Below are 25,705 nucleotides of genomic sequence, written 5' to 3' on the forward strand. Positions count from 1 at the left end.
TAGAACAGATTTAAGTAGAAGTAAAATTAGTTAAAGTAGCTTAATTTTTAATTCCACAATAAACTGGTCTTCTTCGTTTGGAGAATAGTTAAGGGGCATGAAGATTTCATAGACAACCGGAACAACCTGTAACTGATGCTCTTCTATATAGTGATAAAGCTTTTGATATTGTGTTAAATAAGTATCCCGTTCAAAAATGAATGCAATGCATACGTAGCGTCCGACAGGTATCGTTTTCACGTCCATATCAGATGTTAAATGGGTAATATACCGGTCTGTAATGAGAGGCGTGAAAACATGACTGTAATGCAAATCATCCAGGCTGTCGTATTGCTCGTAAGGAAAAATACATCCGTACCGATTGCTCAGCAAGCTGTTTTCAACTTCCAATGTTTTAATTAAGGAACTGTAGTACGTATTTGGGATATAGTACGGTGTCAGTTCGTTTGTTTCAATCGATAAAATCCGTACCGATTCTTCATTTTTGAAATAGACCGTATCCATCACATCGATTGCGAGCTGTTCTTCCATCTGCCTTTTCGTTTTATACAAGGACTGCTGAATTTCGTACATGCGAGTCATTTGCTGTTCAATGACGCTTTCCTGCTGCTGCAAAAAGGAGAGAAGCTCGGCAGGGGTGAACTGCTGCGCTGCTTTAATTTCTTCCAATGAGACACCGATATACTTCAATGATTTAATAATGTCCAGATGATAAAATTGTGAGTCTTTGTAGTAGCGGTAATTTGTTTTAGGATCGACAAAGGAAGGTTTGAATAAGCCGATCTGATCGTAGTAGCGTAATGTTTGAATAGAGATATTCGTCAATTTGGAAACCTCACCGATTGAGTAATGTTTTTCTTCCATAGCGTGTCCTCCGAAGTACAATGTTATCGGTATCGTACCATTAATGGGGGATAGGGGTAAATTATTTTAGGGACGAGAAAAAATCACACCCCAATAACTCATGAGATGTGATGTACATTCAATATTTCATATCCGTGGCTAGATGAACAGGGCTTTTCCTGCTGTAGAAATAGCCGAAGAGTAACAGGACAAGTGCGAGTGTAACGGTGCCCCCTGCAAACAGCAGTGGTGCTTTATACGTGTGGAAATGCGTTTCAAGACGAGACGCAATGACCGGTCCGATAATTTGCCCGATCGCATAGAACGTAGTCAGTACAGATACGACATAATTGCTTTGCTTTGGAAACAGCTGTCTGGAATAGGAAGTCGACATTGTTACGAGTCCGACAAACGTAAAACCAAACGACATTGCCGATACGAGTACGCTCCATGCTGATTGTGTTAAAACAGGAAGCAGAATTCCGATGATCTGCAAAGAATAGGCGGTAGTCATCATCGAAACCGGAGAGAAGCGGGACATGCACTTCATCCAGATCGGTGCCGAAGGAATAGCAGCGAGCCCGGCCAGTACCCAACTATAGCCGGCATAGGCACGTAATGATTCGATATTATAAATAATGTCGACTAAAAAAGTGCCTGTAATAATATAACCGAGTCCTTCCAAGCCATATGCGATGATCAGCCATGGCATAAAGCCGCGCCAAATATTGTTGTCCGCAGACTTTGGTTCTTTTATATGATTTGCAACGGTTAAATGCCGCCATAAAAAAGTTGTTGTTGTCAAAAATAAGATGGATAATGCACCAAGCCCAAGCCATGAACCTTGCCAATTAAAGCTGGCTTCGAAAAATGGTACGAAAAGACCCGATAACGCGATACCCAATCCAATCCCGCTAAACAAAAAGCCGCTCCAGCGCGTTAAAAGATTTGCCGCTAAATAATCCATTACAATACTAGAGGTCAGAACAAATATAAAGCCGCTTGTTAAGCCGGCGATAAAACGTAACACTATCCAGATTAAATAAGATTCAACCAATCCCATTAAAATGATGGAGAATACATTCAGAAAAACATTTATTAATAGGAAGTTCTTTTTTGACTTGGAAATAAAGCCAGCCCCTAAAGCGCCGATGAAGTATCCAATGTAATTGCTTGATGCGAGCCAACCGCCTTGTGAAAATGATAAGTTTTCATCAACACGCATGAACGGTAAAATCGGTGTGAAAGCAAAACGGCTAATCCCCATGGCAACAGCTAAAAATAAAACTCCCCCTAAAATAACACTGAAATGTTGACGGTTCATGAACATCCCCCCTGGAAAAACATCCCTTACGTTGATTGTAACACTGTTAAATTCAAGAGTAATAGAGAAAATACTTGCAGAAATGAGAAGAAAATAAAAAGAGATGAACCGGAAGTAGAATACTTCCGTTCATCTCTATATAATCCCCTTATGAATGAGCAGGTGCTCCCTGTTTCCCTTTGCTGTTGGCAATTGCTTCTTCTTGTGCACGCTGTTTTTTCTTTTTGTTTAAATCTGAACGTAATAGTAAAGAAATGCCTAAAGAAATTGCGATTAAGAAGCTGAATAAATAGAACACTGGAATATAGCTGTTTGTCGCTTCGTGAATTGTTGATACGATAATCGGACCAAAAATACCACCAAGTGACCAAGTTGTTAATAAATAACCGTGAATTACGCCAAGTTGCTTCGTACCGAATAAATCACTCGCAAATGCTGGTAAGTTCGAGAAGCCACCGCCGTAACAACTAACTACTAAGAAAATGAATAGTTGTAAAAGAAGTGCATTTGTCGTAAACGGTAATGTAATAAAGGCAATCAGCTGAATCGTGAAGAAGATCACGAAGACGTTAGAACGACCGATATAGTCAGATCCAGCCGCCCATAGTAAACGACCGCCACCATTGAATAATCCCATTAAACCAACCATTGTTGCAGCCGCAGCTACTGATAAGCCCGCAATTTCCTGAGACATTGGCGAAGCAACGGAAATCATCATTAAACCAGATGTAACGTTAATTAAGTGCATTGCCCAAAGCATCCAGAACTGCTTCGTACGAACAGCTTCACGTGCTGACATTTGAGCGATTTCCTGAGTTTTTGTTTTACCTGTAGCGACAGCTTCCTCTACTTCACCTGGCTTAGGTGGAGCGATGTAAAGTGCGCCAATCATCATTAATACAAAATAGCTAATACCTAAAATAAAGTACGTGTTAGAAATTCCTACAGCATCCATTAGACTTACGGCAACCGGCGCTGTAATTAATGCACCTGAACCGAATCCTAATACAGCCATCCCTGTCGCTAAACCGCGACGGTTAGGGAACCATTTAACAAGTGTTGATACTGGAGCGATATAACCGATCCCCATCCCGAGACCGCTTAATAACCCGTAAGTTAACCAATATAAAACAACCGAATCCATAGCGATGGCAATCCCTGCGCCACCTTGACCTAAACCAAAAAGTACTGCAGCAACCATCGCTGCTTTTCTCGGTCCTAATTTCTCTACTGTACTACCAAATAGTGCGGCAGCAAAACCTGCTAACCCCATCATAATTGTAAACGCGATTGTAATTTGCGATGCATCCCATCCAAGCTCTGCGGCGATTGGATTTTTATACACACTGTATGCATAAGCTCCACCGATTGAAAGGTGAATAGCGATTGCTGATGCAGCAATTAACCAACGATTCTTTTTCAAAAATATTCCCCCTCACACAAAAATAAATATCAGTTATACGACATTTCTCTACTTGGAGTAGTTATGTCAAAAATATGAACGTCCATGTACATAAACTTAACACTAACTTATTATTTTGCGCAAGTAGAATTTACTAGAAATAATTATCTCGAAAAAACATATATTTCTCTTTTGTGTAATGAAATTGTGCTTAAAGTAAATATTTTTTGATGGTCAAAATGCGTAATAACATTGATAAATCAAGGTTTTGCAAGGTTTTAGTATTAGTTCAGTATAACAATCTTTGAAGAAGAGGATAATATTGTAAACTATAATAAATCGTATTTAAATAACTAAAAATACTTAATTGTGCTCATTTTTTCTCTTATATGCTTAAATGAGATGAACTGAAAATACTTTTGGATTCATAATATAACAGTTACTAATACACGTGAAATTAACTTGAAAGATACTTTATGCATTGGTAAATCAACGTTTTGCCTACAACTCAGCCCTGAAAAACTATTTTTATTATTAATTTAAAAGAATTAGGCGAAACTGTTTATAACAGTTGAAATAAAATGAAATATTTGAAGTTACGCCGAAGAATTTTGTTTAAAAAAGAAATTTTCTCGAGAGATGAAGGAGATTCTTTACTTTATTTACCTTAAAAAAGCCTGTAAATAGCGGCTGAAATTCACATAAAAAATGGAACTGGAGGGATATGTATAAAAATGCTTAAGCCTCTATTTGGACTTAAAGAAATTAATTGACGTGTTACGTTCTGTTCTCTAAAGTCAAATTAGTGATAAGAAAAGAGGCGAATTTTTATGAAAAAAATAGATCCAAAACTATTATCCGAACGTGAAAATTATAAGTTTTTGATTGGCTCCATTATTCCAAGACCAATTGCTTTTGTCACATCCGTTTCCAAAGAAGGTGTTGTAAACGCGGCACCCTTTAGTTTCTTCAATATTGTATCTTCAAATCCGCCGATGATTTCGGTAAGTATCCAACGAAAAAAAGGGGAACAAAAAGATACAGCGAGAAATATTTGTGAAAATGAGCAATTTGTTGTTCATATTGTCGATACTGATAATGTAAAGCAAGTAAATGAAACTGCAGCGAACTTGCCGCCAAACGAAAGTGAAGTAGCACTTGCGGGAATGACATTAGTAAAGAGCGAAAAAATCGGTGTCCCGGGTGTGAAGGAAGCGAAAGTCCGACTGGAATGTGTCCTTGAAAAAGCATTGGAACTTGGCGGCGATGATGAAACTGTCGGCTGTGATCTGATTATCGGAAAAGTCGTGTACTATCATATAGAAGAAAGTCTGTATGAAGAAGGTCGAATAGATCCGGAAGGGCTTGGCGCGATCAGCCGTCTTGCTGGAAATGACTATGCAAAAATCGGTGCGCAATTCACAATGAAACGCCCTGAGTAATGAAGGAGAACAACGAACAATGCAAATCAAATCAATTGAATTATTTAATATTGAGTTACCGTTAATTGAACCGTTTATCGTAAGTTACGGAACTTATCCGAACATGCCGTCCATTATTGTAAAGATGACATCACAATGCGGTTTAGTCGGCTGGGGGGAAGCGGTGCCGGATGAACATGTGACAGGTGAAACATTGGAAGGCACGTATGCTGTATTAAAACATACGCTGGCACCGGCAATGATTGGGGAAAACCCGATGAATTTTGAAAAGATCCATGCCAAAATGGACGCGCTTATCTACAGTGCTCCGGCTGCCAAAGCGGCAATCGATATCGCTTGCTTTGATCTGGCTGGGAAAAAACTTGGAGTGCCTGCCTACCAGTTAACAGGCGGACGTTACTATGAGAAGTTTCCGATTACACATGTGTTAAGCATCGGAACACCTGAAAAGATGGCAAATGAAGCGGCAGAACGTGTGGAAATGGGGTACAACTCATTCAAAATGAAAGTCGGACGCGATGTTGCGAGTGATGTTGCCCGCATCAAAGCAGTACGTGAACGTGTCGGGAATGAAATTGCGATTCGCGTTGATGTTAACCAAGGCTGGGTAAACAGTTCAACAACGATGCAAGCAGTTCGTGAGCTGGAGAAATTGAACATCGACTGGCTTGAACAGCCGGTACATGCAGATGATATTGATGGCATGGTTGAAATTAAATCGAAAACATCGATTCCTGTCATGATTGACGAAGGTTTACGCGGTGTACGTGAAATGCGCGAAATTATTGCGAAGCGTGCAGCGGACAAAGTGAATATTAAATTGATGAAGTGTGGAGGAATGTATCCCGCGATGAAGCTTGCCCATATGGCGGAAATGGCGGGAATTGAATGCCAAATCGGTTCAATGGTCGAATCATCGGTCGGTTCTTCTGCAGGTTTCCATGTTGCATTTTCGAACAAAGTATTTACGAGTGTAGAGTTAACCGGACCGTTAAAATTCTCGAAAGATATCGGAAACCTTCAATATAATGTTCCGTTTATTCAGTTGAATGAGTGTGCAGGGTTAGGTGTCGATGTGGACGAATCGGTTTTAGAGGATTTAACACGTGAACATAGTGTGGTGCAGTAAATGATCACGTCGGGCTTTTTAGGGAATGAACGATATGAAGTGTATTTACTGGATGAAACACATATTCCGGAACTGATCACTTTGCAGCAGGAAGTAGTGGATGCACTGCCGGATAAAGCAATATTGCAGCCGCTTGATCATGAAGAGCTGAGCTTTATTTTAAGCGGGAACGGGCTGATGATCGGGGTATTCGTTGAAGGAAAGCTAATTGCATTCCGGGCACTGCTGGAACCAATGATTGATGAAGAACATTTAGGCTATGATATTGGCTTGAAAACAGAGGAAGAACTGCGAAAAGTGCTGTATCAGGAAATCTCCAATGTACATCCGGATTATCGCGGTTATCGTCTGCAGCGTACGATGGCGGACATCATTATGCAGCAAGTGGATGAAACGAAATTTAATACGGTTTGTGCAACGGTTATGCCTGGCAATATCGCAAGTTTGAAGGACAAGTTTTCGCAAAATATGCATATAGCAGCATTGAAGCTGAAGTATGGCGGGAAACTGCGCTATGTATTTATGAAGTCACTTCCTTATAAGGAGTATGAGTGGACTGAACAGCAGTTTGTCCCGATGGAAAATACAGAGGCGCAGCAGCAGCTTCTTAAATCCGGCTTTATCGGTATATCAATGAGAGCGGATGGGCCGGACTGGCTGATCCAATATGTAAAATAATAAAGGATGTGGCGATAATCAGTTAATCGCCACATCCTTTATCGATTTAATTCCGTCCATGTCGTATGAATACTCCTTTAAATATCATTGTCGTCAAAGCAATCTAGATCGTAGCAATCACCGTTATCTTCGTATAGGTAAGATACGTCATTTTCGTCAGATGCAATGTAAGTATAGTTTGGCATGTGTATCAACTCCTTTTCATAATTATAAAATATTCAGAAAATTAAGTAAAGTGTTTTTTTGAGAGGTAACATCTTGTCGGAATTGCAATAAATCCCGTGAAATCTATATTTATAGGCATTGGTTTCGCTTTCATTTCTATATAAAAATGATATATTTAATTTATTTTCATACAGGTTTTCATACATAAATAGCTATCTGATGAAGAATATAGCAGTGACATTTTTGAAACTTTCTGTACGGAAAAATGGTATATATAAGAAAAGGGGAAGGAGTGATTTTGATGGAGAAAAAGCCGTTCAATGATGCGGATGAGCATTATCAAAAGCATGTAGGTTCTCCAACTTCTTATAATATGAAGCAAATGCCCAAACCGATTCGGATAATCGGCTATTTTTTCTTCGGTTTCATGGCGATTGCTGCTACTATAATGATTTTACTAATACTATTGGACAAAATTCTCTAGGATAACCTGGAGGATTTTTTATTTTCTTAAGTAGATATAATATTCAACACGAAAGATTAATATACTATATATTAATCACGTTTTATCTAAATTCTGTATTTTTAAGAATAATTTTCTGCTTTATGTTAATATATTTGTAATTAACTACAGATGGGGTGGGAAGCATGGAGCAACATATTTTTGTCTCGAAACTTATACCTCCGACACCAGTCAACAACTATTTAAGAAGAGCAAAATTAATGAAAAAGCTTTCGGATTGGCCGCATGCAAAGTGTACCATTTTACATAGTAGCGCAGGTTACGGGAAAACATCGCTTATTAGTCAATTTTTGAACGACCAGAAAACAAAATCCTCCTGGTATCAGATTACGCCGGATGATGACTCAATATTTCCGTTTTTACGTCATTTTATCTATAGTATTCAGCAGCATTTCCCATCGTTCGGCGAAAAGTTAAAAGGGTGGGATGAGACATTAAAGTTTCATAATATGGAAGAGTTACTGCAGCTTTCAAAACAAATCGCCAATGAGCTTCATCGTATAAAAGAACCTTTTTTAATTGTACTGGACGATTATCATCATGTGTCACACGTCTTTCCGATCAACTACATTATGAATCAGCTGCTTCAATTTTTACCTGCCAACCTCCATATCATTGTCGCAACGAGGAAAATGCCTGAGTGGAGCTGTTTGTTGACGCTACGTATGAATAATCAGCTGATAGAATGTTTGGAACCGGAATTTACTTTTGCGGAAGAAGATGTTCAATACTTGTTTGAAGCTTTTTTTGACCGGCAAATAACGGATGAACAAAGCGAATTCATTATGCAAATGACGGAAGGCTGGGCGATGGCGATTATGCTGCTTGGCTATAAAGCGAAATATAGTCAGGAACGGCTCATCGATATCGCAGAAGGATCGGTCGGGAATTTCTTTGCGTACCTTTCCGCTGAAGTATTCGATAAGCTGGATGAGCAGCTGCAGCTTCAGCTTCTTAAGTTGGGCATTCATCAAGTGATTTCGCTCGATGTCATTACAGAGCTGTATGGAACGGAATGGATCCAGCAGGTGAAGCCGAAGTTGGAGGAGCTTGCATTTATCACACCATTGGCAGGGGGAACAAAATACCGTTTCCATGCACTGTTCCAACAGTTTCTACAGCAGCGGCTGAGTGAATATTATCCGGATCTGCATGAGGAATTTCATGAACAGGCGGCACGGTATTATGCCGATGAAAATTTAGGTGTATTGGCTGTTACACATGCAACCCAGCTGAAAAACAACCGGTACTATATCGAGTTACTGATGCAATTTGCGCCACAGTTTATTGAAGCAGGGCAATTTGAATTTTTACTTGAACGGCTGAAGGATTTTGCGATTGAAGAAAAACCTTATCAGCTTCTTTATTATGAAGGGGAATGTCAGCGTTACCGCGCACAATATGAACGGGCAAAGAATGCATACAATGAATGCTTTATAAAAGCGCAGCTGCAGCAGGACCGGTTATTTTTAATGCGTTCACAGTTTGGGCTGGCCAATATTTATTTGGATACACTTCAGCCGGTTTTTGCGGAACATCATCTACAGCAGGCTATTACTTTATTGAATGAAGTAGAAGTGAGTGAGACAGAACGGCATCTGATTAATAGTTTATATACCGAAAACCTGATTAACTTAGGGAAAGCGGGGGAGGCACTGCGCTGGAGCCAGTCGCAAAACCTGCAGTTAAGCATTAACAATATCGATGCGCGTCTTTATTTGCGCCACGGTCAGCTGGATAAAGCGAAAGAGTTGCTGAATATGCGTGTTTCCAAGCCGTTCCAATGGGAAGAAGCACACCGCACGACCGATCTACTTCTTGTTTTAATCGATGTATTGATGGGTGAAAATACGCAGGCCTATAGCCGAATTATTGAAGGCGGAAAAGAAGCACTCGTCGATATGCCATATACACTTGCGCTGACAAAGCTGCGTAAAGGGCTGGCATTGCTGAATATGGAGATGAAAGATTTTGAACGTGCGAAAGGCTGTTTTGATGAAACACTTGAGCTCCTCAATCTCATTCATGTAAAGCGCATTACTGCCGAGTGTTATATGGGGCTTATTTTATATCATCGCGACAATGTATTTGAGGCGAAGCGACATGCACAAATCGGACTGAGGGAAACGAATAAAGTACAGGATTTCTGGATGTCGGCGTTACTGCTGACGGCATTGACGAAAGTGCTGGCAGAAAACAGTCAGTTTGAAGAAGCAATTGATACGGCAAAACAGGCACTGTCTTATTATAAGCGCAGTGAGGATACGTATGGCCAGATGATCTGTTCATTTTGGCTGGCGTATTGTTATGCCAAATTAAATGATCAGGAAAACGCATTAATATATCATCATCGATTTTGGGAATTATGTGTGAGTTACTATCCGTTTTTCATGGAGAAAAAAACCCTTTTCGGACCGCGTTATTTAATCGTATTTGTTCAACTCGCAAAACAGCTGCAGCAGGAGGCACACGTATTTAGCCAGTTAAATGTAAATGTAGCGCCAAGTACGGAGCTATCGTTGACGTTATTTGGTCCTGTACAAATTTATCGTGAAAATGAAATGATTCCGGATAAAGAGTGGAAGCGGTTGAAAGCGAAGGAACTGTTTTTGTATTTATATATTCACCGGGAGCAGTTTGTATCGCGCCAGCAAATTTGCGATGCGATCTGGCAGCAGGACGAAGAAGCGATGCAGCGGGATTTTAAAGTTGTCTTTAATGCAATGGTAAAAACATTGGAGCCGACAAGATCGGCGCGTGAGGAAAGCAACTTTATTAAACGCCATCAGCATTTATATAAACTGGAAGATCGCTGGATTCATAGTGATGTTGCCCATTTTACGTATTATGTGCAGCGCGGACTGGAAGAGAAGACAGCCAAGCTTTCAAATGAATGGCTGAAGCTGGCGATGCGGCTTGTGGATGGAGAGTTCTGTTCTGATATGGAACGGGAATGGCTGGAACCTGTTCAGGCGCATTATAATGAACAAATACTGCTCATTTTAGAGCGTGTCGCCCAAAACTACGTTCGTCTGCAGCAGTTTGAGAAAGTGATCCGTTGGGCAGACCGAATTATTGCGCTGGATGATGGTCATGAAGAAGGATACCGGCTATTAATGCTCGGCCATTACTATTTAGGGAACCGCCGGGAAGCGATCAAATATTATGAGCGTTGTGTAGATGTACTGGACGACCAATATAAGATCACGCCGATGGAACCGACCGAGCGACTGTATGAGCTTGTTTTGAAGATGTAAATAAATAGATGGAGAGCTATGTTGAAGATTCATGTCAACATGGCTTTTTTATTGCGGTGACAGCGCGGGTTTATTAGAACATTCGAGCGGGTTATTAGAAGAAGTTCGAGGGATATTAGAAGAAATGAAGAACATATTAGAAGATGTTTGAAATGGAACTGAAATGAAGCCTGGATTGCCTGTAAATGAGGCGGAAAAATTCCTTACCGAAATTTTATTAGAACAATTGAACCGCTTATTAGAACAAGGCGATTGGATATTAGAAGATTGAGCACCGATATTTGAACATTTCGAAGAGATATTAGAACAACTGAACGATATATTAGAAAATCGCAATTATATTAGAACAAATAAATTTATATTAGAACAATTACATTTTTATTAGAAGAAACCAACCTCCATTAGAACGATTCGGCTTTTATTAGAACTAACCCCAGCAATTCGCGCTTCCCAGGCCCCCCTCCTCAAATGTAACTCATTTGTAACTTCGCGATGTTACATTACCGTTAAGCAGATAGCTATGCTGAAAATTTTGCTAGGAGGGACATTGAATGAAAAAGCGTTTATGGTTAATTTTTGCGGTATTATCGATTTTCTTATTGGTTGCATGTAACAGTGATTCAACAGACGGCGATGATTCATCAACTACAAATTCAGCTGAGCAAGGTGAGAGCGGAACAACGGAGACAGCTGCATCCACAACCCCGATTAAAGTCGGTGTACTTGCATCGTTGACGGGAGCTCTTGAATCATATGGGAAGCAGACGAAAAACGGATTCGAGTTAGGTCTTGAATATGCGACTGACGGCACGATGGAAGTGGAAGGCCGTAAAATCGAAGTCGTTTGGGAAGATACAGAAACGAAGCCTGAAGTAGCTGTTCAGAAGGCAACGAAGCTATTAGAGGATGACGCGGTTGATTTCTTAGTTGGTTCATCAAGTTCAGGTGACACATTGGCGGTACTTCCACTAGCAGAAGAATACGAGAAAATTATGATTGTAGAACCAGCAGTAGCTGACAGTATTACAGGTTCAGAATTTAACCCGTACATTTTCAGAACGGCGCGTAACTCTTCACAGGATGCCTATGCAGCAGCAGCGGCAATTGCTGGAGAAGGTGTAAAAATTGCAACGTTCGCACCGGATTATTCATTCGGTTGGGATGGTGTATCGGCATTTAAAGCAGCAGCTGAAGGTTTAGGTGCTGAAATTGTATTAGAAGAATATGCAGATCCGGCTGCAACAGACTTCACGTCAAACTTGCAAAAAATTATTGATGCGAAACCGGATTTCTTATTCGTAGTATGGGCGGGTGCGAACTCTCCTTGGAATCAAATTGCGGATTTAAAACTGCAGGAAAAAGGCATTAAAATTTCAACGGGTGCACCGGACATTATTGCACTTCAGTTTATGGAGCCATTAGTTGGAATGGAAGGGTTCTCTGTATACCACCATACACTACCGAAAAATGAAGTGAATGATTGGCTAGTAGAGGAACATAAAGCACGTTTCAACGGTGAAGTGCCTGATTTATTTACACCGGGCGGATTTACGGCGGCAGTTGCGATTGTAGAAGCACTGAAAGCATCAGGTGGAGATGCGGATGGGAATACGTTAATTCCATTAATGGAAGGTATGTCATTTGAAACACCGAAAGGAACGATGACATTCCGTGAAGAAGACCACCAGGCATTGCAGACAATGTACGCAATTCGCCTTGAAAAAGTAGCGGATTTTGACTATCCGGTACCGGTATTGCTACGTGAATTACTGCCAGAAGAAACGGAACCTCCTATTTTAAACTAGTAAATAAGTGAGGCTGTCTAAAAAGTGTTGAACTTTCAAGACAGCCTTTTGTTATAAGAAGCACTAGGAAATCAACAACGAGAGGGTGAGATGATGGAACCGATTTTAAAGACGAACAATTTATCGATCAAATTCGGCGAGCATAAAGCGGTGGACGGTATTAATTTTGAAATGACAGCAAAGCATTTTAAATCGATTATTGGGCCAAACGGTGCGGGGAAAACGACTTTCTTCAATTTAATTAGCGGTGAGCTGGAGCCGACAGAAGGCGATGTGTACTTTAAAGGGCAATCACTTCAAAAAAAGTCATCGGTAGACCGCACGCGATTAGGGATTGGAAGGTCATTTCAGATTACGAATGTGTTTCCGAATTTAACGGTGCTGGAAAATGTGCGCCTTGCTGTGCAATCGAAACGAAAAGTGCGCTTCCATATGCTTAATCATTTTTTGAAATATAAAGAGATTACAAATGAAGCGGTTGAAATTTTGGAACAAGTGCTATTAACCGACAAAATGCATCAGGTGGCGAATCAGCTTTCCCACGGTGAAAAAAGGAAACTGGAAATCGGAATGTTACTGGCACTTGATACTGAAATTTTACTATTGGATGAGCCGACAGCCGGTATGTCATTGGAAGAAGTCCCTGCAATATTGGATGTGATTCGTTCGATTAAGGAGCGCGGCGATAAAACGATTTTACTGATCGAGCACAAAATGGATATGATTATCGACCTGTCCGATTCGATTATGGTGCTGTTCAACGGTACGCTGTTAGCAGACGGGTCGCCGGAAGAAATTATGAACAATGAAACAGTACAACAAGCGTATTTAGGAGGCCTTGCATATGAGTAATATTTTAACGCTGGAGCGTGTGGAGACCTTTATTTCTCAATATCATATTTTGCAGGGCATCAACTTTGAAGCGAAGGCGGGGGAAGTTTCGGTTTTACTGGGGCGGAACGGTGCTGGGAAAACGACGACACTCCGCACGATTATGGGATTAACGCCGGCAGCAAAAGGGTCGGTTCAATTCGATGGGAAAGATATTACGAAAATGACGCCATATGATATTGCGAATAGCGGTATTGGCTATGTGCCTGAGGATCAGGGCATTTTTGGGCAGCTGACAGTTGAAGAAAATATGAAAGTGGCGATCCGAAAAGAAACGGACGCGACAATCCAAAAGCAGGCGTACATTTTAGAGTTATTCCCGGATTTGAAGAAATTCTGGAAAAAGCAAGGTGGCAATTTATCTGGTGGTCAAAAGCAAATGCTTGCGATGGCAAGGGCTTTTGTCAACGACAGCAAGCTGCTATTGATCGACGAACCATCCAAAGGTCTTGCACCAATTGTGATCGAGAAAGTAATGGAAGCTATTACGGAAATGAAAAAACATACATCGATCGTGCTTGTCGAACAGAACTTTATGATGGCGAGTAAAATCGGCGATACATTTACATTGATCGATGACGGGCGGACTGTGCAATCAGGGGAAATGCAAAGTTTAATCGAAGACGAACAGCTTAAGCGTAAATATTTAGGAATCGGATAAGGAGGGGAAGCGGGTGGAACTAATAATCAGTTTAACAATCAATGGACTAGCGACAGGGATGCTTATTTTCTTACTGGCAGCCGGATTGACGCTTATATTCGGGCTCATGGACGTACTAAACTTTGCGCACGGTGGACTGTTCGTATGGGGTGCCTATACAGGGGTGTTCACCTATTTATGGAGCAACAGTTTTATAGTCGGAATTATAATTGCGATTCTTACAGGTCTTGTTCTTGGATTTATTACAGAAAAGCTTATTATTAAGCCGGTTTACGGAAATCACGTACAGCAGATTCTGATTACGCTCGGGTTCATGCTCGTGCTGCAGGAAATGATCAAGGTCGTATTCGGGCCAAACGGTGTACCTGTTAAAGTTCCTTCTTACTTGGCGGGCAGCTGGCAAATTGGCGATTTGACGATTATTAAATACCGGATTTTCATTATCGTTGTAGGGTTTGCTTTATTCGGTGTTCTGTATTTCATTTTAAATCGTACGAAAATAGGGTTAATTGTACGGGCTGGTGTTATGAATCGGGAAATGACACAGGCACTAGGTATCAATATTAAGCGCGTATTTTTACTTGTCTTTATGTGCGGTGCGGCATTGGCGGCATTAGGCGGAATGCTGATGGCTCCGTATTCAGGGGTTGTGTATGCGGAAATGGGCATGGAATATGCGATTTTAGGATTTATCGTTGTAGTCATCGGTGGAATGGGAAGTTTCCAAGGTTCATTGATGGCAGCGATTTTAGTAGGGCTTGCCGGAAGTTTTATGGCGTACTATGTGCCGTTTCTATCTGTTGCGGTCAATATGATTTTAATGGCAAGTGTTCTGATTTTCCGTCCACAAGGCTTATTCACGGTTGCGAAGGGGTGATTCTATGTTAAAACAGCCATTAATTTTATCAAAATCAAATTTAGTGTATGCAGTCGCAGTAGGAATCATGGCTGTATTACCGTTTGTACTCGATTCTCGAACGATGACGATTTTATTAACGCAGTTTTGTATTTTTGCAATACTTGCGATGAGTTACGATATTTTACTAGGTTACACGGGCATTATTTCATTCGGTCATGCGATGTTTTTCGGGATTGGTGCGTATACGACCGCGATCATGCTGAGCGATTTCGGTCCGTCAATCGGTATATTCGCTGCTTCGATTGTAGTCGGTATCGTGCTATCCGCAATTATTAGTGTAATAAGCGGTGCATTGACGCTCCGTTTGAAAAGTCACTTTTATGCAATGTTTACGTTAGCGATTTCAGGGTTGTTTTTAGTGCTGGCGGAAAAATGGCGTACGGTAACGAAAGGGAATGACGGGTTTACATTCCGTGCACCGGAACTGTTTCGTGAGCGACTGTATTTTTACTTTTTAGTGCTCATTTGCCTCGTTGTCATTTTCATTTTACTGAAACGAATTGTGGCATCACCATTCGGGAAAGTGCTCGTTGCGATTCGTGAAAACGAGCAACGTACACGCTCGCTCGGATTTAAAACTTTAGGCTATAAAATCATCGCTTCCGTTATTGCAGGTGCCGTTGCAAGTTTGGCAGGTTCGCTGTATGCAATATCGCTGCGTTTCGTCAATACGAGTGTTCTGACGATGGACATTACACTCGACGCACTGATGATGACGATTATCGGGGGAGTCGGAACGTTAATCGGGCCGATCATCGGTGCAGGCGTCATCGAGTTTGCTCAGCATTACTTATCAGGTCTTGCAAGAGACTATCCGATTTTTGAACGCTGGATTATCTTCTTCGGTATTCTGTACATTTTAGCGGTTATCTTCTTCCCGCGAGGCATCGTCGGTACAGTCTCAATGCGCTACCATGAGTGGAAGATGAAAAAGGGGCAAAAAACAAAGGCGTCTGTAAAGCTTCGTGAAAAGGAGATACAACGATGATCGGAATAACTGGATTAGGAATGTATTTACCTGAAGGAAGAATGACCGGTGCCCAAATTGCGGAGAAGGCAAATATCCCAGCAGCTGTCGTTGAAACGAAAATGGGCATTATTGAAAAGGTCGTTGCCGGTCCAAATGATCATCCGGTTGAAATGAGTGTCAAAGCGGCAAAGGAAGCGATTTCCGAAGCGCAAGTGGATGCAAAAGATATTGATGTCGTCATTTATATCGGGGAAGAGCATAAAGAGTACCCGTTATGGACGGCTGCGATTAAAATTCAGGAAGAAATCGGGGCGGTGAATGCCTGGGCGTTCGATGTCCAGCTTCGTTGCGGTACTGCCATTATGGCGATGAAAGTGGCGAAAAGCTTAATGCTGGCCGATGATTCCGTCAAAACCGTGCTATTGGCTGGCGGGTACCGCAACCATGATTTTATCGATTATGAAAATGAGCGGACACGTTTTATGTTCAATTTAGGCGCAGGTGCAGGTGCGATGATTTTACAAAAGAATGCGGGCGGACACGAAGTACTGGAAGCCTCGCTCATTACAGACGGTTCATTTTCGGAAGATGTCGTTGTTCCGGTTGGAGGTACAAAGGAACCGTTGACGGTTGATCATATTCGGGAAGGGCGCTATATATTGGACGTTCTCGATCCTGATGGTATGAAGCTTCGTTTGGAGCAGAAATCATTAAGCAATTTTTTAAAGGTGATTCGCCAGTCACTGCAGAAAAGTGGATATAGCGAAAATAATTTACATTATGTTGCGATGCTCCATATGAAAAAGTCTGCACATGACTATGTGTTAAAAGAGCTCGGCCTTTCAGAAGAAAATTCGATTTATCTATCACGTTACGGTCATATCGGGCAAATTGATCAGATTTTATCTCTTTGCCTCGCGCGTAAGGAAGGGAAGCTGCAAGAAGGGCAAATTGTTTCATTAGTGAGTGCGGGTATCGGTTATGCATGGGGTGCCATTACAGTAAAGTGGGGGGCTTAATATGAATAAACTGGATGTTTTAGCAAAAGTGGAGTTATCGAATGGTGAAACTTTATCGTATCGGAAACGAGAAGGCGGCGATGAACTTGTTCTGTTAGTTCATGGCAATATGACAAGTTCGAAGCATTGGGATTTGCTGATGGAATCAATGGATGAACGATTCACCATTTATGCGGTCGATATGCGCGGCTTTGGGGAATCGACGTATAACAAACGGATTACTTCGATCAAAGATTTCAGCGATGATATTAAGCTTTTCGTTGATGCCCTTGAGCTGAGGGACTTTACAATTGTCGGCTGGTCTACAGGCGGTAATGTGGCGATGCAGTTTTGTGCAGATTACCCGGGCTACAGTAAAAAGCTCGTCTTATTTGCTTCCGGTTCAACACGCGGGTATCCATTTTATAGTTCAAATGCGGACGGCACACCGAATCTTTCAAAGCGCTTATCAACAATCGAGCAAATTGAGCAGGACCCTGTCAAAACAATTCCGATGCAGCAAATGTATGATACGAAAAATCGCGACGGGCTGAAATTTGTATGGAACAGTGCTATTTATACGCAGAAACAGCCGGACGAGGCGCGCTATGAGCAATATGTGGACGACATGCTGACACAGCGTAATTTGGCCGATGTGTACCATGCATTAAATACATTCAATATAAGTGCGGTCGATAATGAAATCGCAAAAGGAACGAACCAGGTGAAAGATATTCACATTCCTGTATTTGTTTTATACGGCGACCGTGACTTTGTAGTGAACGGGGTAATGACAACCGAAATTATCGAGGATTTTGGGGGCCGGGCCCAAATTATGAAGCTGGCAAACTGCGGACACTCACCGCTAGTCGATTGTCTGGATGAAACGAAAGAGGCAATCGAGGAATTTATTTTATCTTAAAAGGAGTCGGGGCTATATGCGTTTAGAAAATAAAGTAGCAATTATTACAGGTGGTGCGGGCGGTATTGGCCTTGCAGCGGTAAAGCGTTTTTTGGAAGAAGGCGCAAAAGTAGCCATCGTAGACTATGACAAGCAGCAAGGCGAGAAAATCGAAGCAGAGCTGGGGGAGAATGTGGCCTTCTTTGCAGTTGATGTATCGAAACTGGCGGACGTAAAGGAAATGGTACAACAAGTTGTTGATCGTTTCGGCAAAATCGATATTTTAATAAACAATGCGGGAATTACCCGTGATGCAACACTTGTAAAAATGAGCGAAGAGGACTTTGAGAAGGTCATTCAAATTAACTTAAATGGTGTCTACTACTGTACTCAAGCAGTAGCACCTCATATGATCGCACAGGGGTCAGGCAAAATTATCAGTACTTCATCGGTAAGTGGTGTATACGGTAATTTTGGTCAAACAAACTATGCCGCAACAAAGGCGGCCATTATCGGAATGACAAAAACTTGGGCAAAGGAACTCGGTCGTAAAGGAATCAATGTAAATGCTGTTGCGCCTGGATTTACGGCAACACCAATGGTCGAAAAAATGCCGGAAAAAGTGCTTCAGCAAATGGAGGGCATTACAAGTCTCCAACGATTAGGAAAACCGGAAGATATCGCAAATGCTTATTTATTTTTAGCATCGGATGAATCGAGTTATATTACAGGTCATGTTCTGCAAGTAGATGGCGGCATTATGATGTAGAAGGTGGGATGGCTAATGCAACAGCTGGACTTTTGGATTGCGAAACGAGCAGGCCAAACACCGGATAAAACAGCCTTAATTCAGTTAGAAACAGGTGAAACGTGGACATATAAAGAGCTGATGCAGCATGCGTATGGCTGGAGCCGAACTTTTTCCAAACAGCAGTTACAGCAGGGAGACCGAGTTGTAACGTTGATGGAAAATTCAATTGAAAGCTTTGCCATTTTAATCGCCTGTCGTTTAAACGAACTGATTTATGTTCCGTTGAATACAAAATTGTCTATATCCGAATTAGAGACGGTTTTATCCGATTGCTCACCTGCTTTATTAATTACGGATGATACGCATTGTGAACGAGCAATGCAGCTTTCGCCAGCCAAATTTTTAACATGCGGTAGCTCTGAATTAGTTGAGCCTACTACATATAAGTGGCGTGATGAACCTCAGCTTCCGTGGATGATTATTTATACCGGGGGGACGACAGGTAAACCAAAAGGTGTTGTCCTGTCATATGAAGCGGTCACTACGAATGCGGTGAATACGGTCATTAGCTGGGGGTTAAACGATAAGGACTGTACATTGAATTATATGCCCCTTTTCCATACAGGCGGAATCAATGCACTTGCATTGCCGATTTTAATGGCAGGGGGAACAGTAGTAATCGGCCGGAAATTTGACCCGGAAAGAGCGGTTCGGGCCATTGATGAATATAAAACGACGGTTTCCTTATTTGTACCGACAATGTACCAGTCGATTATTGAAACGGAGTATTTTAAACAGTCCAGTTTCCCCACTGTGAAGGTGTTTTTATCGGGTGGGGCACCTTGTCCGAAGCCTATTTATGAATGTTTCCAAAAAAGAGGACTGTTTTTTAAAGAAGGATACGGGTTAACTGAAGCAGGTCCGAATAACTTTTCCATCGATGCAGAAGTGGCGATGAACAAAAAGGGCGCTATCGGGAAAAGTATGCTTTTTAATGAAGTAAAAATCATCAATAAAGAAGGTCAGCTATGTGCAGAAGGGGAAGTTGGCGAACTCTGCTTAAAAGGCAGCCATGTTTTTTCACACTACTGGAAAAATGAAGAGGCAACGAGCGCAACTTTTGAAGATGGCTGGTTAAAAACAGGTGACTTGGCAAAGTTTGATGAGGACGGCGATTATTATATTGTCGGCCGGAAAAAGGAAATGATTATAACGGGCGGAGAGAATGTGTATCCGCAGGAAGTCGAACAATGTTTAATTGCCCATGAAGCGGTGCAGGAAGTATCCGTACTTGGAGTTCCGAACGAAAAATGGGGCGAATGTGTTGTGGCGTTTGTAATTTCCGAGAACCCGTCCGAACAGCTTCAATCGGAACTGTTAAAGTACTGTAAAGAACGCCTTGCCAATTATAAAGTGCCGAAGCAAATCTACTTTCTGCAGGAACTTCCGAAAACCGTCGTCGGTAAAATTGATAAAAAACAGCTTTTGAACAGTGTATTCATAACGGAATAGAAACTATAGATGAGTTAGTCACAGGACCAAAATGTCGGAAAGTCGACATATTGGTCTTTTCTATTGATTTGATTTAATAGAAGTTTATATGAAGTTCATATAGCTCCTTTATACTGCAGATGTGTTAAAAAGGAGGATATCGATGAATAAGTTTTTAAATCCAATTACAGATTGGGTCTCAACAAAACGCGGTGCCTGGATTACACTTATTGTCTGGCTTGTGTTGATGATTGGCTTAAGCGCCGGTCCGATGCTAAGTGAATATAAAGTGACCAACTTCCAATCACTGCCAGATGATGCACAATCAATTATCGTTGAAAATAAGTTAAGCGAGTACTTCCCGAATGATGAAGGAACACCAGGTATATTGGTTTTCCATAATGAAAACAGGGAAATTAACGTCGAAAGCGTAAAAGAAATTTTAAATGCAGTAATTGCGGAAAATATTGAAGGTGTTGACCAGATTGTTGACATTTCAAACTTGCCGCCACAAGCTTTAGCAGGATTTACGTCGGAAGATAAATCGACGATGATCGTACCGATGACGCTTGAGCAAGGTCTTGGAAATTCGGCTTATGCGGAAATTAACGATTTTGCTTCTGAAATCGGAAATGAAGCAGCTGAAAAAACAGGGGATACACAATTTTACATTACTGGTCCAGCAGGGATTGCCGGCGATACTGTAAAACTGTTTGAACAAGCAGACTTACAGCTATTATTTGCGACAATCGGGATTATTTTAGTTCTATTAATTATCATTTACCGTTCACCGCTATTAGCGATTATTCCATTACTTGCAACGGTAATTGTTTATCAAGTAGTAAATCAGTCGGTTGCTTTAATGGGGGCAGCTGGTTTAGAAATTAATAACTCTACCACATCGATTATGAGTATCCTTTTGTTTGCTGCAGTAATCGATTACTCATTATTCGTGTTCTCGCGTTACCGTGAAGAACTGAACCATTACGAAAACAAATATGAAGCAATGAAGTATGCGATGCGTGCAACTGGCGAGCCAGTATTCTTTGCAGGCGGAACCGTGTTGGCGGCAATGCTTGTCCTATTCTTGGCCGATTTCCGTGACTATCAAAACTTCGCGCCAATCTTTGGTACAGCAGTATTTGTTATTATGCTAGGTTCAGTTACATTAGTTCCGGCGTTATTTGCCTTGTTTGGCCGTAAAGCATTCTGGCCGAAAGTACCGAAATTTGGTGAGACAAAAGAAGTAAAACATGGAATTTGGGGAGCAATTGCCAAGTTTGTTGTAAACAAACCTTATTTATCAGGTGGATTAGTCCTGATTTTCATGATTATTACTTCATTAAATGTGTTCAACTTAGATTATGAGTTTGATACGGTGAAATCTTTCCCTGAAGAATTGCCATCACGTGTCGGCTATGAAATTGTCGAGTCACGCTTTGATAAAGGGGAACTTGCTCCTACATCACTTTTAGTCGAAAGTGAACAGGCATTAACAGAGCAGCAAAAGCAAGATTTAACGGAAGCATTATTAGCAGAAGATGAAATTGCATCTGTTCGCCCGTCAGCTGTTTCAGAAGACGAAACAAAAATGAAATTAACAATGGCTTTTGATTTAAATCCATATGATCCGGAAGCAATCGATAAGCTTGAAGAAATGCGTGAAAACAGTGCGGATTACTTAGCGGCAGCCGGAATTGACGGTGAGATGCACTTTGCGGGAACAACAGCGAAATTGCTGGATGAGCGCAATGTAAACAATGCTGATATTATTAAAATTGTCCTTTTAGAAACAATTTTAATTTTAGTATTATTATTTGTCCTTACAAAATCTTGGAAAATGCCGATTTACATGATGGCAACCATTTTAGTGTCGTATTTATCGGCATTGGGATTAGGATTATTCCTAGTTGATGTATTATTTGGCTATGATGCAATCAGTACTCGTGTACCTGTCTATGCATTCATATTCCTTGTTGCGCTAGGTATAGACTACAATATTATTTTAGTGTCCCGATTCCTTGAAGAGCGCAAACACACAACAGTGAAACAGGCGCTTGAAATTGCTATCCGTAATACAGGCGGTGTTATTTCGTCAGCAGGGATTATACTTGCAGCAACTTTCGCGGCATTAATGACAATGCCAATTGCCGATCTGTTCGTATTCGGCTTTATCGTTGCAGTAGGTATTTTGATTGATACATTCCTAGTACGCGGTATGTTATTGCCGATGCTGATATTAACATTTGAAAAAGACAAGAAGTAATGGTTAGATGAAGGGACATCGAGTAATTCGATGTCTCTTTTTATGGATAGAATAAGGAACAGTATTTGAGAGATAGGAGTTCCTTAAAAATAGATAAGGCGGTGATTTCAATGCGGATATTAGTTGTAGATGACGATGCATTTATACGGAAATTAATTGGCATTCATTTGAAAAAAGAAGGGTTCGAAGCGCTGTTTGCAAGTGACGGAATGGAAGCATTAAATTTATTGCAGCAGGAGCCGGTCGATCTGGCGATTGTCGATGTAATGATGCCGAAAATGGATGGCATAAGCTTGACGAAAAATCTCGCTGAAATCGGTGTACCTGTATTGATGCTGACTGCCAAAACAACACTCGATGATAAGGAAAAAGGTTTTTTGGCGGGCGCGGACGACTATATGGTGAAGCCATTTGAACCGAAAGAACTGCTGTTTAGAGTACGGGCGATTTTACGGCGCTTTCAAAAAGTGGAACGAAGTCAAATAAAGATTGCCAATATGCTCATTGATCGGCAAACATATGAAGTAAAAGTAGGGGAGCAAGTATCACTGCTGCCTTTAAAAGAATTTGAGCTATTGGGCATTTTATGTTCAAGACCGGAAGTCGTATTTACGCGAGACCAGTTAATGGAACAAGTATGGGGCTATGATTATGACGGGGATGACTTTACACTGACAACACATATTAAGCGTCTGCGCAGCCGGTTGGAAGAAGTGAATGCACAGGTGAAAATTCAAACCGTACGCGGAATCGGCTATAAAATTGAGGAACTGAAATGAAAACATTATACAGGCAATATATTGTCGTGACATTGGCTGTCATCGTCATAAGCATTACAATGTCGATGCTGTTAATCGGACAAATTTATAAATCGCAAATTCGACCTGATACAGACGCCAAAAATTATGGGGTAGCCCAGGAAGTACAGCAAATTTTAAAAGCAATGCCGAAAGAAAGTGCGGATGCCTACTTTCAGTCAATAGCAAAGCTTGGCTACCAAATAGGGGTTATTTATCCTGATGGTAGCTTAACTTCATACGGAAGTGAGTTTAAAAAAACAAAGCTCACACCTGAGATGCTAGATATCGTCGGTACCGATGATGTGTATCACGGCATTCGCGACTATAATGGTTCTTCCTACTTTATGAATCATTTCGCAAATGATATTCGAAATACAATCGGTATATCATTTCAACTAAATGATGAAAGCTATGCATTTTTCATTCGTCAGGAAAATGCGACACTGTTTTCTGAAATGCATTTATTGATCGTTAGCTTCATTATTATTACGGCTTTAGTTATTTTATTGACAATGATTCTACTTGCCCGTCAGCTTGTCAGACCATTGAAGCAATTGCAGCAGGCAACAAAGCAAATCGCTCTTGAAAATTATGATATCCAGTTATCGATTGATCGTGATGATGAGCTCGGTCAGCTTGCAACTCAATTTCAAAAGATGGCCAATCGCCTCGCGGAAAATGATCAGATTAAGAAAGACTTCATAAATAATGTGTCACACGATTTCCAATCACCGTTGCTCAACATTCAAGGCTATGCAAATGTATTGAAGGACGCGGACAATACAGAGGAAGAACGTGTGCAATATTTGGAGATTATTGAGCAGGAAACGAAGCGCCTTTCCGCATTAACAAAGCAGTTGCTGTTACTGAGCTCGCTTGACCAGAAGAATTTACCGGTTCAAAAGAAAAACTATTCGTTAGATAAACAGTTGAAGGAACGGCTATTTGCAAAGCGTTGGAAACTGGATGATAAGCAGATGGAGCTTGTATATGAACTGGAACCGGTTGAAGTTTTTGCAGATGAACAGTTAATGGAACAAGTTTGGGACAATCTGTTGTCAAATGCTATTCGCTACAGTGAAGATAAAGGAAAAATTATTGTCACATGCAGTAAAAAGGATAATCAGATTTTTGTAACGATAAAAGATAAAGGGATCGGTATACCGGAAGAAGCACTTGAAAAGGTGAAGGAACGATTTTACCGGGTAGACCCTTCACGCTCGAGTCAAAGCAGCGGGTTAGGTTTGGCGATTGTAACAGAAATCGTGAACCGTCATGGGGGACAGTTTACTATTGAAAGTGAGCTTGGAAAAGGAACTAAAGTAACAGTTGTTTTAAATGTCCAATAAAAGAAGGGCGCGTTAAAAGTGGAATGAAACTTTTAGCGCGCCCGTTTTATTACGAAAGTTCTTTTAAGGAAGAGAGGGCATCAATTGCACCGACTTTTTCGCATACTTTTGCTGCAGCTTGGTTGGCAAATTCGATAACGGTTACCCATTCATTGAACGAAATATTTGTATCTGCATATTTACTTAACTGATACATAACGGCACCGACAAAAGCATCACCTGCACCGGTTGTATCAATCGGTTTTACAGGAAATGCCGGAACATTTGTAATTTGTCCGTTACGGATAAGCATTGTACCGGAAGCGCCTTGTGTAATGGCGATAGTTTTATCACTAAACTGTGTCAGCCATTCGATTGCCTGTTCGAAATTATCAGTCCTAGCGAATAATAACAGTTCTTCATCACTCATCTTAATGAAATTTGCAGCTTCAAGGAATGGTTCACATTTATGGATGAACAAATCGGAATCACCCTTCCATAAGTCTGCCCGGTAGTTTGGATCAAATGAAATAAAATGATTTTGAAGATGTAAAGTTTGCATTAGCTGTTCGTACGTTTTACTGAAAGGTTCACTTAAAAGGGCTGTAGCAGAGCCGAAATGAATCATATCCAGCGTCATGAGCTGTTGCAGGTCCAGATCTTCAACAGTGAGCAATTCGTCGGCACCACGATTAAAGATAAAATCCCGCTCCCCATCTTTTTGTCTTGAAACAAAGGCTAAAGTAGTCGGTGCAGACGGATCCATTATTAATTGATCTGTATGAACACCAGCTTGCTCCAACGTTTGTTTTAAAAAGTGACCAAATGCATCATCGCCTACTTTTCCGCAAAAATATGCCTGTCCACCAAGCATCGCAATCGTTGCCGCAACATTTGCCGGAGCACCGCCTGCCTGCTTTTCAAACGATTTCGCTTCGATAATGGACACTTCCGTATGAGTTGTAAAAAAATCGATGAGCAATTCGCCAATACAAAGAATTTTTTTCATAGCCGTCTCCTCCAAATATATGTGTTTCACTAAATATTGGCATAAAATTACTGGAATTAAAAATATTTACCCTAGGAGTTTATTAATTTAGAACAGGATTTTATTGAATAGCACAACAAAAACGTGAGTACGGAAATGTACTCACGTTTTAT

Annotated in this window: 21 protein-coding genes; 17 read left to right on the forward strand and 4 right to left on the reverse strand. The window is 41.0% G+C overall.

Annotation, left to right across the window (positions count from 1 at the left end; genetic code table 11):
- Positions 1-30: 30 nt before the first annotated feature.
- From MKY27_RS01360 to MKY27_RS01370, 3 genes are all read right to left on the reverse strand, one after another.
- Positions 31-864 (reverse strand): MerR family transcriptional regulator, encoded by an 834-nt coding sequence (locus MKY27_RS01360; RefSeq protein ID WP_339197082.1) that lies wholly within the window; start codon positions 862-864, stop codon positions 31-33.
- Between the two features lie 118 nt (positions 865-982).
- Complete coding sequence (locus MKY27_RS01365) at positions 983-2,167, reverse strand: YbfB/YjiJ family MFS transporter (RefSeq protein WP_339197085.1); 1,185 nt, start codon at positions 2,165-2,167, stop codon at positions 983-985.
- A 148-nt stretch (positions 2,168-2,315) separates the two neighbouring features.
- The gene (locus MKY27_RS01370) at positions 2,316-3,590 is read right to left on the reverse strand and encodes an OFA family MFS transporter (protein WP_339197089.1); all 1,275 of its coding nucleotides are present in this window, start codon (positions 3,588-3,590) and stop codon (positions 2,316-2,318) included.
- Between the two features lie 809 nt (positions 3,591-4,399).
- Between MKY27_RS01370 and MKY27_RS01375 the strand changes: the two genes are divergently transcribed.
- From MKY27_RS01375 to MKY27_RS01455, 17 genes are all read left to right on the forward strand, one after another.
- Positions 4,400-5,011, forward strand: a complete 612-nt coding sequence (locus tag MKY27_RS01375; RefSeq protein WP_339197092.1) for a flavin reductase family protein — start codon at positions 4,400-4,402, stop codon at positions 5,009-5,011.
- Between the two features lie 19 nt (positions 5,012-5,030).
- Entirely contained in the window at positions 5,031-6,140 is a 1,110-nt protein-coding gene (locus MKY27_RS01380; RefSeq protein ID WP_339197095.1) for a dipeptide epimerase, read from the forward strand.
- Positions 6,141-6,818, forward strand: coding sequence for a GNAT family N-acetyltransferase (locus MKY27_RS01385; RefSeq protein WP_339197098.1), 678 nt, complete (start codon positions 6,141-6,143; stop codon positions 6,816-6,818).
- A gap of 466 nt (positions 6,819-7,284) precedes the next feature.
- Positions 7,285-7,467 carry an amino acid transporter gene (locus tag MKY27_RS01390; protein WP_339197101.1) on the forward strand — a complete coding sequence of 61 codons (183 nt, stop codon included), beginning with the start codon at positions 7,285-7,287 and terminating at the stop codon, positions 7,465-7,467.
- Between the two features lie 164 nt (positions 7,468-7,631).
- Positions 7,632-10,763, forward strand: coding sequence for a BTAD domain-containing putative transcriptional regulator (locus tag MKY27_RS01395; protein WP_339197103.1), 3,132 nt, complete (start codon positions 7,632-7,634; stop codon positions 10,761-10,763).
- A gap of 551 nt (positions 10,764-11,314) precedes the next feature.
- Positions 11,315-12,568, forward strand: a complete 1,254-nt coding sequence (locus MKY27_RS01400) for a substrate-binding domain-containing protein (protein ID WP_339197106.1) — start codon at positions 11,315-11,317, stop codon at positions 12,566-12,568.
- A 93-nt stretch (positions 12,569-12,661) separates the two neighbouring features.
- The gene (locus tag MKY27_RS01405) at positions 12,662-13,420 is read left to right on the forward strand and encodes an ABC transporter ATP-binding protein (protein ID WP_339199574.1); all 759 of its coding nucleotides are present in this window, start codon (positions 12,662-12,664) and stop codon (positions 13,418-13,420) included.
- Positions 13,413-14,120: an ABC transporter ATP-binding protein gene (locus MKY27_RS01410; RefSeq protein WP_339197108.1), complete on the forward strand. Its 708-nt coding sequence runs from the start codon at positions 13,413-13,415 to the stop codon at positions 14,118-14,120. The genes MKY27_RS01405 and MKY27_RS01410 overlap by 8 nt, the downstream gene beginning before the upstream one ends.
- Before the next feature lie 13 nt (positions 14,121-14,133).
- Positions 14,134-14,997 (forward strand): branched-chain amino acid ABC transporter permease, encoded by an 864-nt coding sequence (locus MKY27_RS01415; RefSeq protein WP_339197111.1) that lies wholly within the window; start codon positions 14,134-14,136, stop codon positions 14,995-14,997.
- Between the two features lie 4 nt (positions 14,998-15,001).
- Complete coding sequence (locus MKY27_RS01420) at positions 15,002-16,027, forward strand: branched-chain amino acid ABC transporter permease (protein ID WP_339174864.1); 1,026 nt, start codon at positions 15,002-15,004, stop codon at positions 16,025-16,027.
- Entirely contained in the window at positions 16,024-17,028 is a 1,005-nt protein-coding gene (locus MKY27_RS01425; RefSeq protein WP_339197114.1) for a 3-oxoacyl-ACP synthase, read from the forward strand. Before MKY27_RS01420 ends, MKY27_RS01425 begins: the two co-directional genes overlap by 4 nt.
- Position 17,029: 1 nt before the next feature.
- Positions 17,030-17,929: an alpha/beta hydrolase gene (locus MKY27_RS01430; RefSeq protein ID WP_339197117.1), complete on the forward strand. Its 900-nt coding sequence runs from the start codon at positions 17,030-17,032 to the stop codon at positions 17,927-17,929.
- A gap of 16 nt (positions 17,930-17,945) precedes the next feature.
- Positions 17,946-18,677, forward strand: a complete 732-nt coding sequence (fabG, locus tag MKY27_RS01435) for a 3-oxoacyl-ACP reductase FabG (protein ID WP_339197120.1) — start codon at positions 17,946-17,948, stop codon at positions 18,675-18,677.
- Positions 18,678-18,692: 15 nt separating this feature from the next.
- Positions 18,693-20,171 carry an AMP-binding protein gene (locus tag MKY27_RS01440; RefSeq protein ID WP_339197123.1) on the forward strand — a complete coding sequence of 493 codons (1,479 nt, stop codon included), beginning with the start codon at positions 18,693-18,695 and terminating at the stop codon, positions 20,169-20,171.
- A gap of 142 nt (positions 20,172-20,313) precedes the next feature.
- Positions 20,314-22,416, forward strand: coding sequence for an MMPL family transporter (locus MKY27_RS01445; RefSeq protein WP_339197126.1), 2,103 nt, complete (start codon positions 20,314-20,316; stop codon positions 22,414-22,416).
- Between the two features lie 110 nt (positions 22,417-22,526).
- Positions 22,527-23,195 (forward strand): response regulator transcription factor, encoded by a 669-nt coding sequence (locus tag MKY27_RS01450; RefSeq protein WP_079523876.1) that lies wholly within the window; start codon positions 22,527-22,529, stop codon positions 23,193-23,195.
- Positions 23,192-24,565 carry a HAMP domain-containing sensor histidine kinase gene (locus MKY27_RS01455; protein WP_339197127.1) on the forward strand — a complete coding sequence of 458 codons (1,374 nt, stop codon included), beginning with the start codon at positions 23,192-23,194 and terminating at the stop codon, positions 24,563-24,565. The genes MKY27_RS01450 and MKY27_RS01455 overlap by 4 nt, the downstream gene beginning before the upstream one ends.
- A 49-nt stretch (positions 24,566-24,614) precedes the next feature.
- Here the strand turns inward: MKY27_RS01455 and MKY27_RS01460 are convergent, their stop codons facing one another.
- Entirely contained in the window at positions 24,615-25,553 is a 939-nt protein-coding gene (locus tag MKY27_RS01460) for a carbohydrate kinase (protein ID WP_339197130.1), read from the reverse strand.
- Between the last annotated feature and the right edge of the window lie 152 nt (positions 25,554-25,705).

Source organism: Solibacillus sp. FSL R5-0449, assembly GCF_037975215.1.
GTDB lineage: Bacteria > Bacillota > Bacilli > Bacillales_A > Planococcaceae > Solibacillus.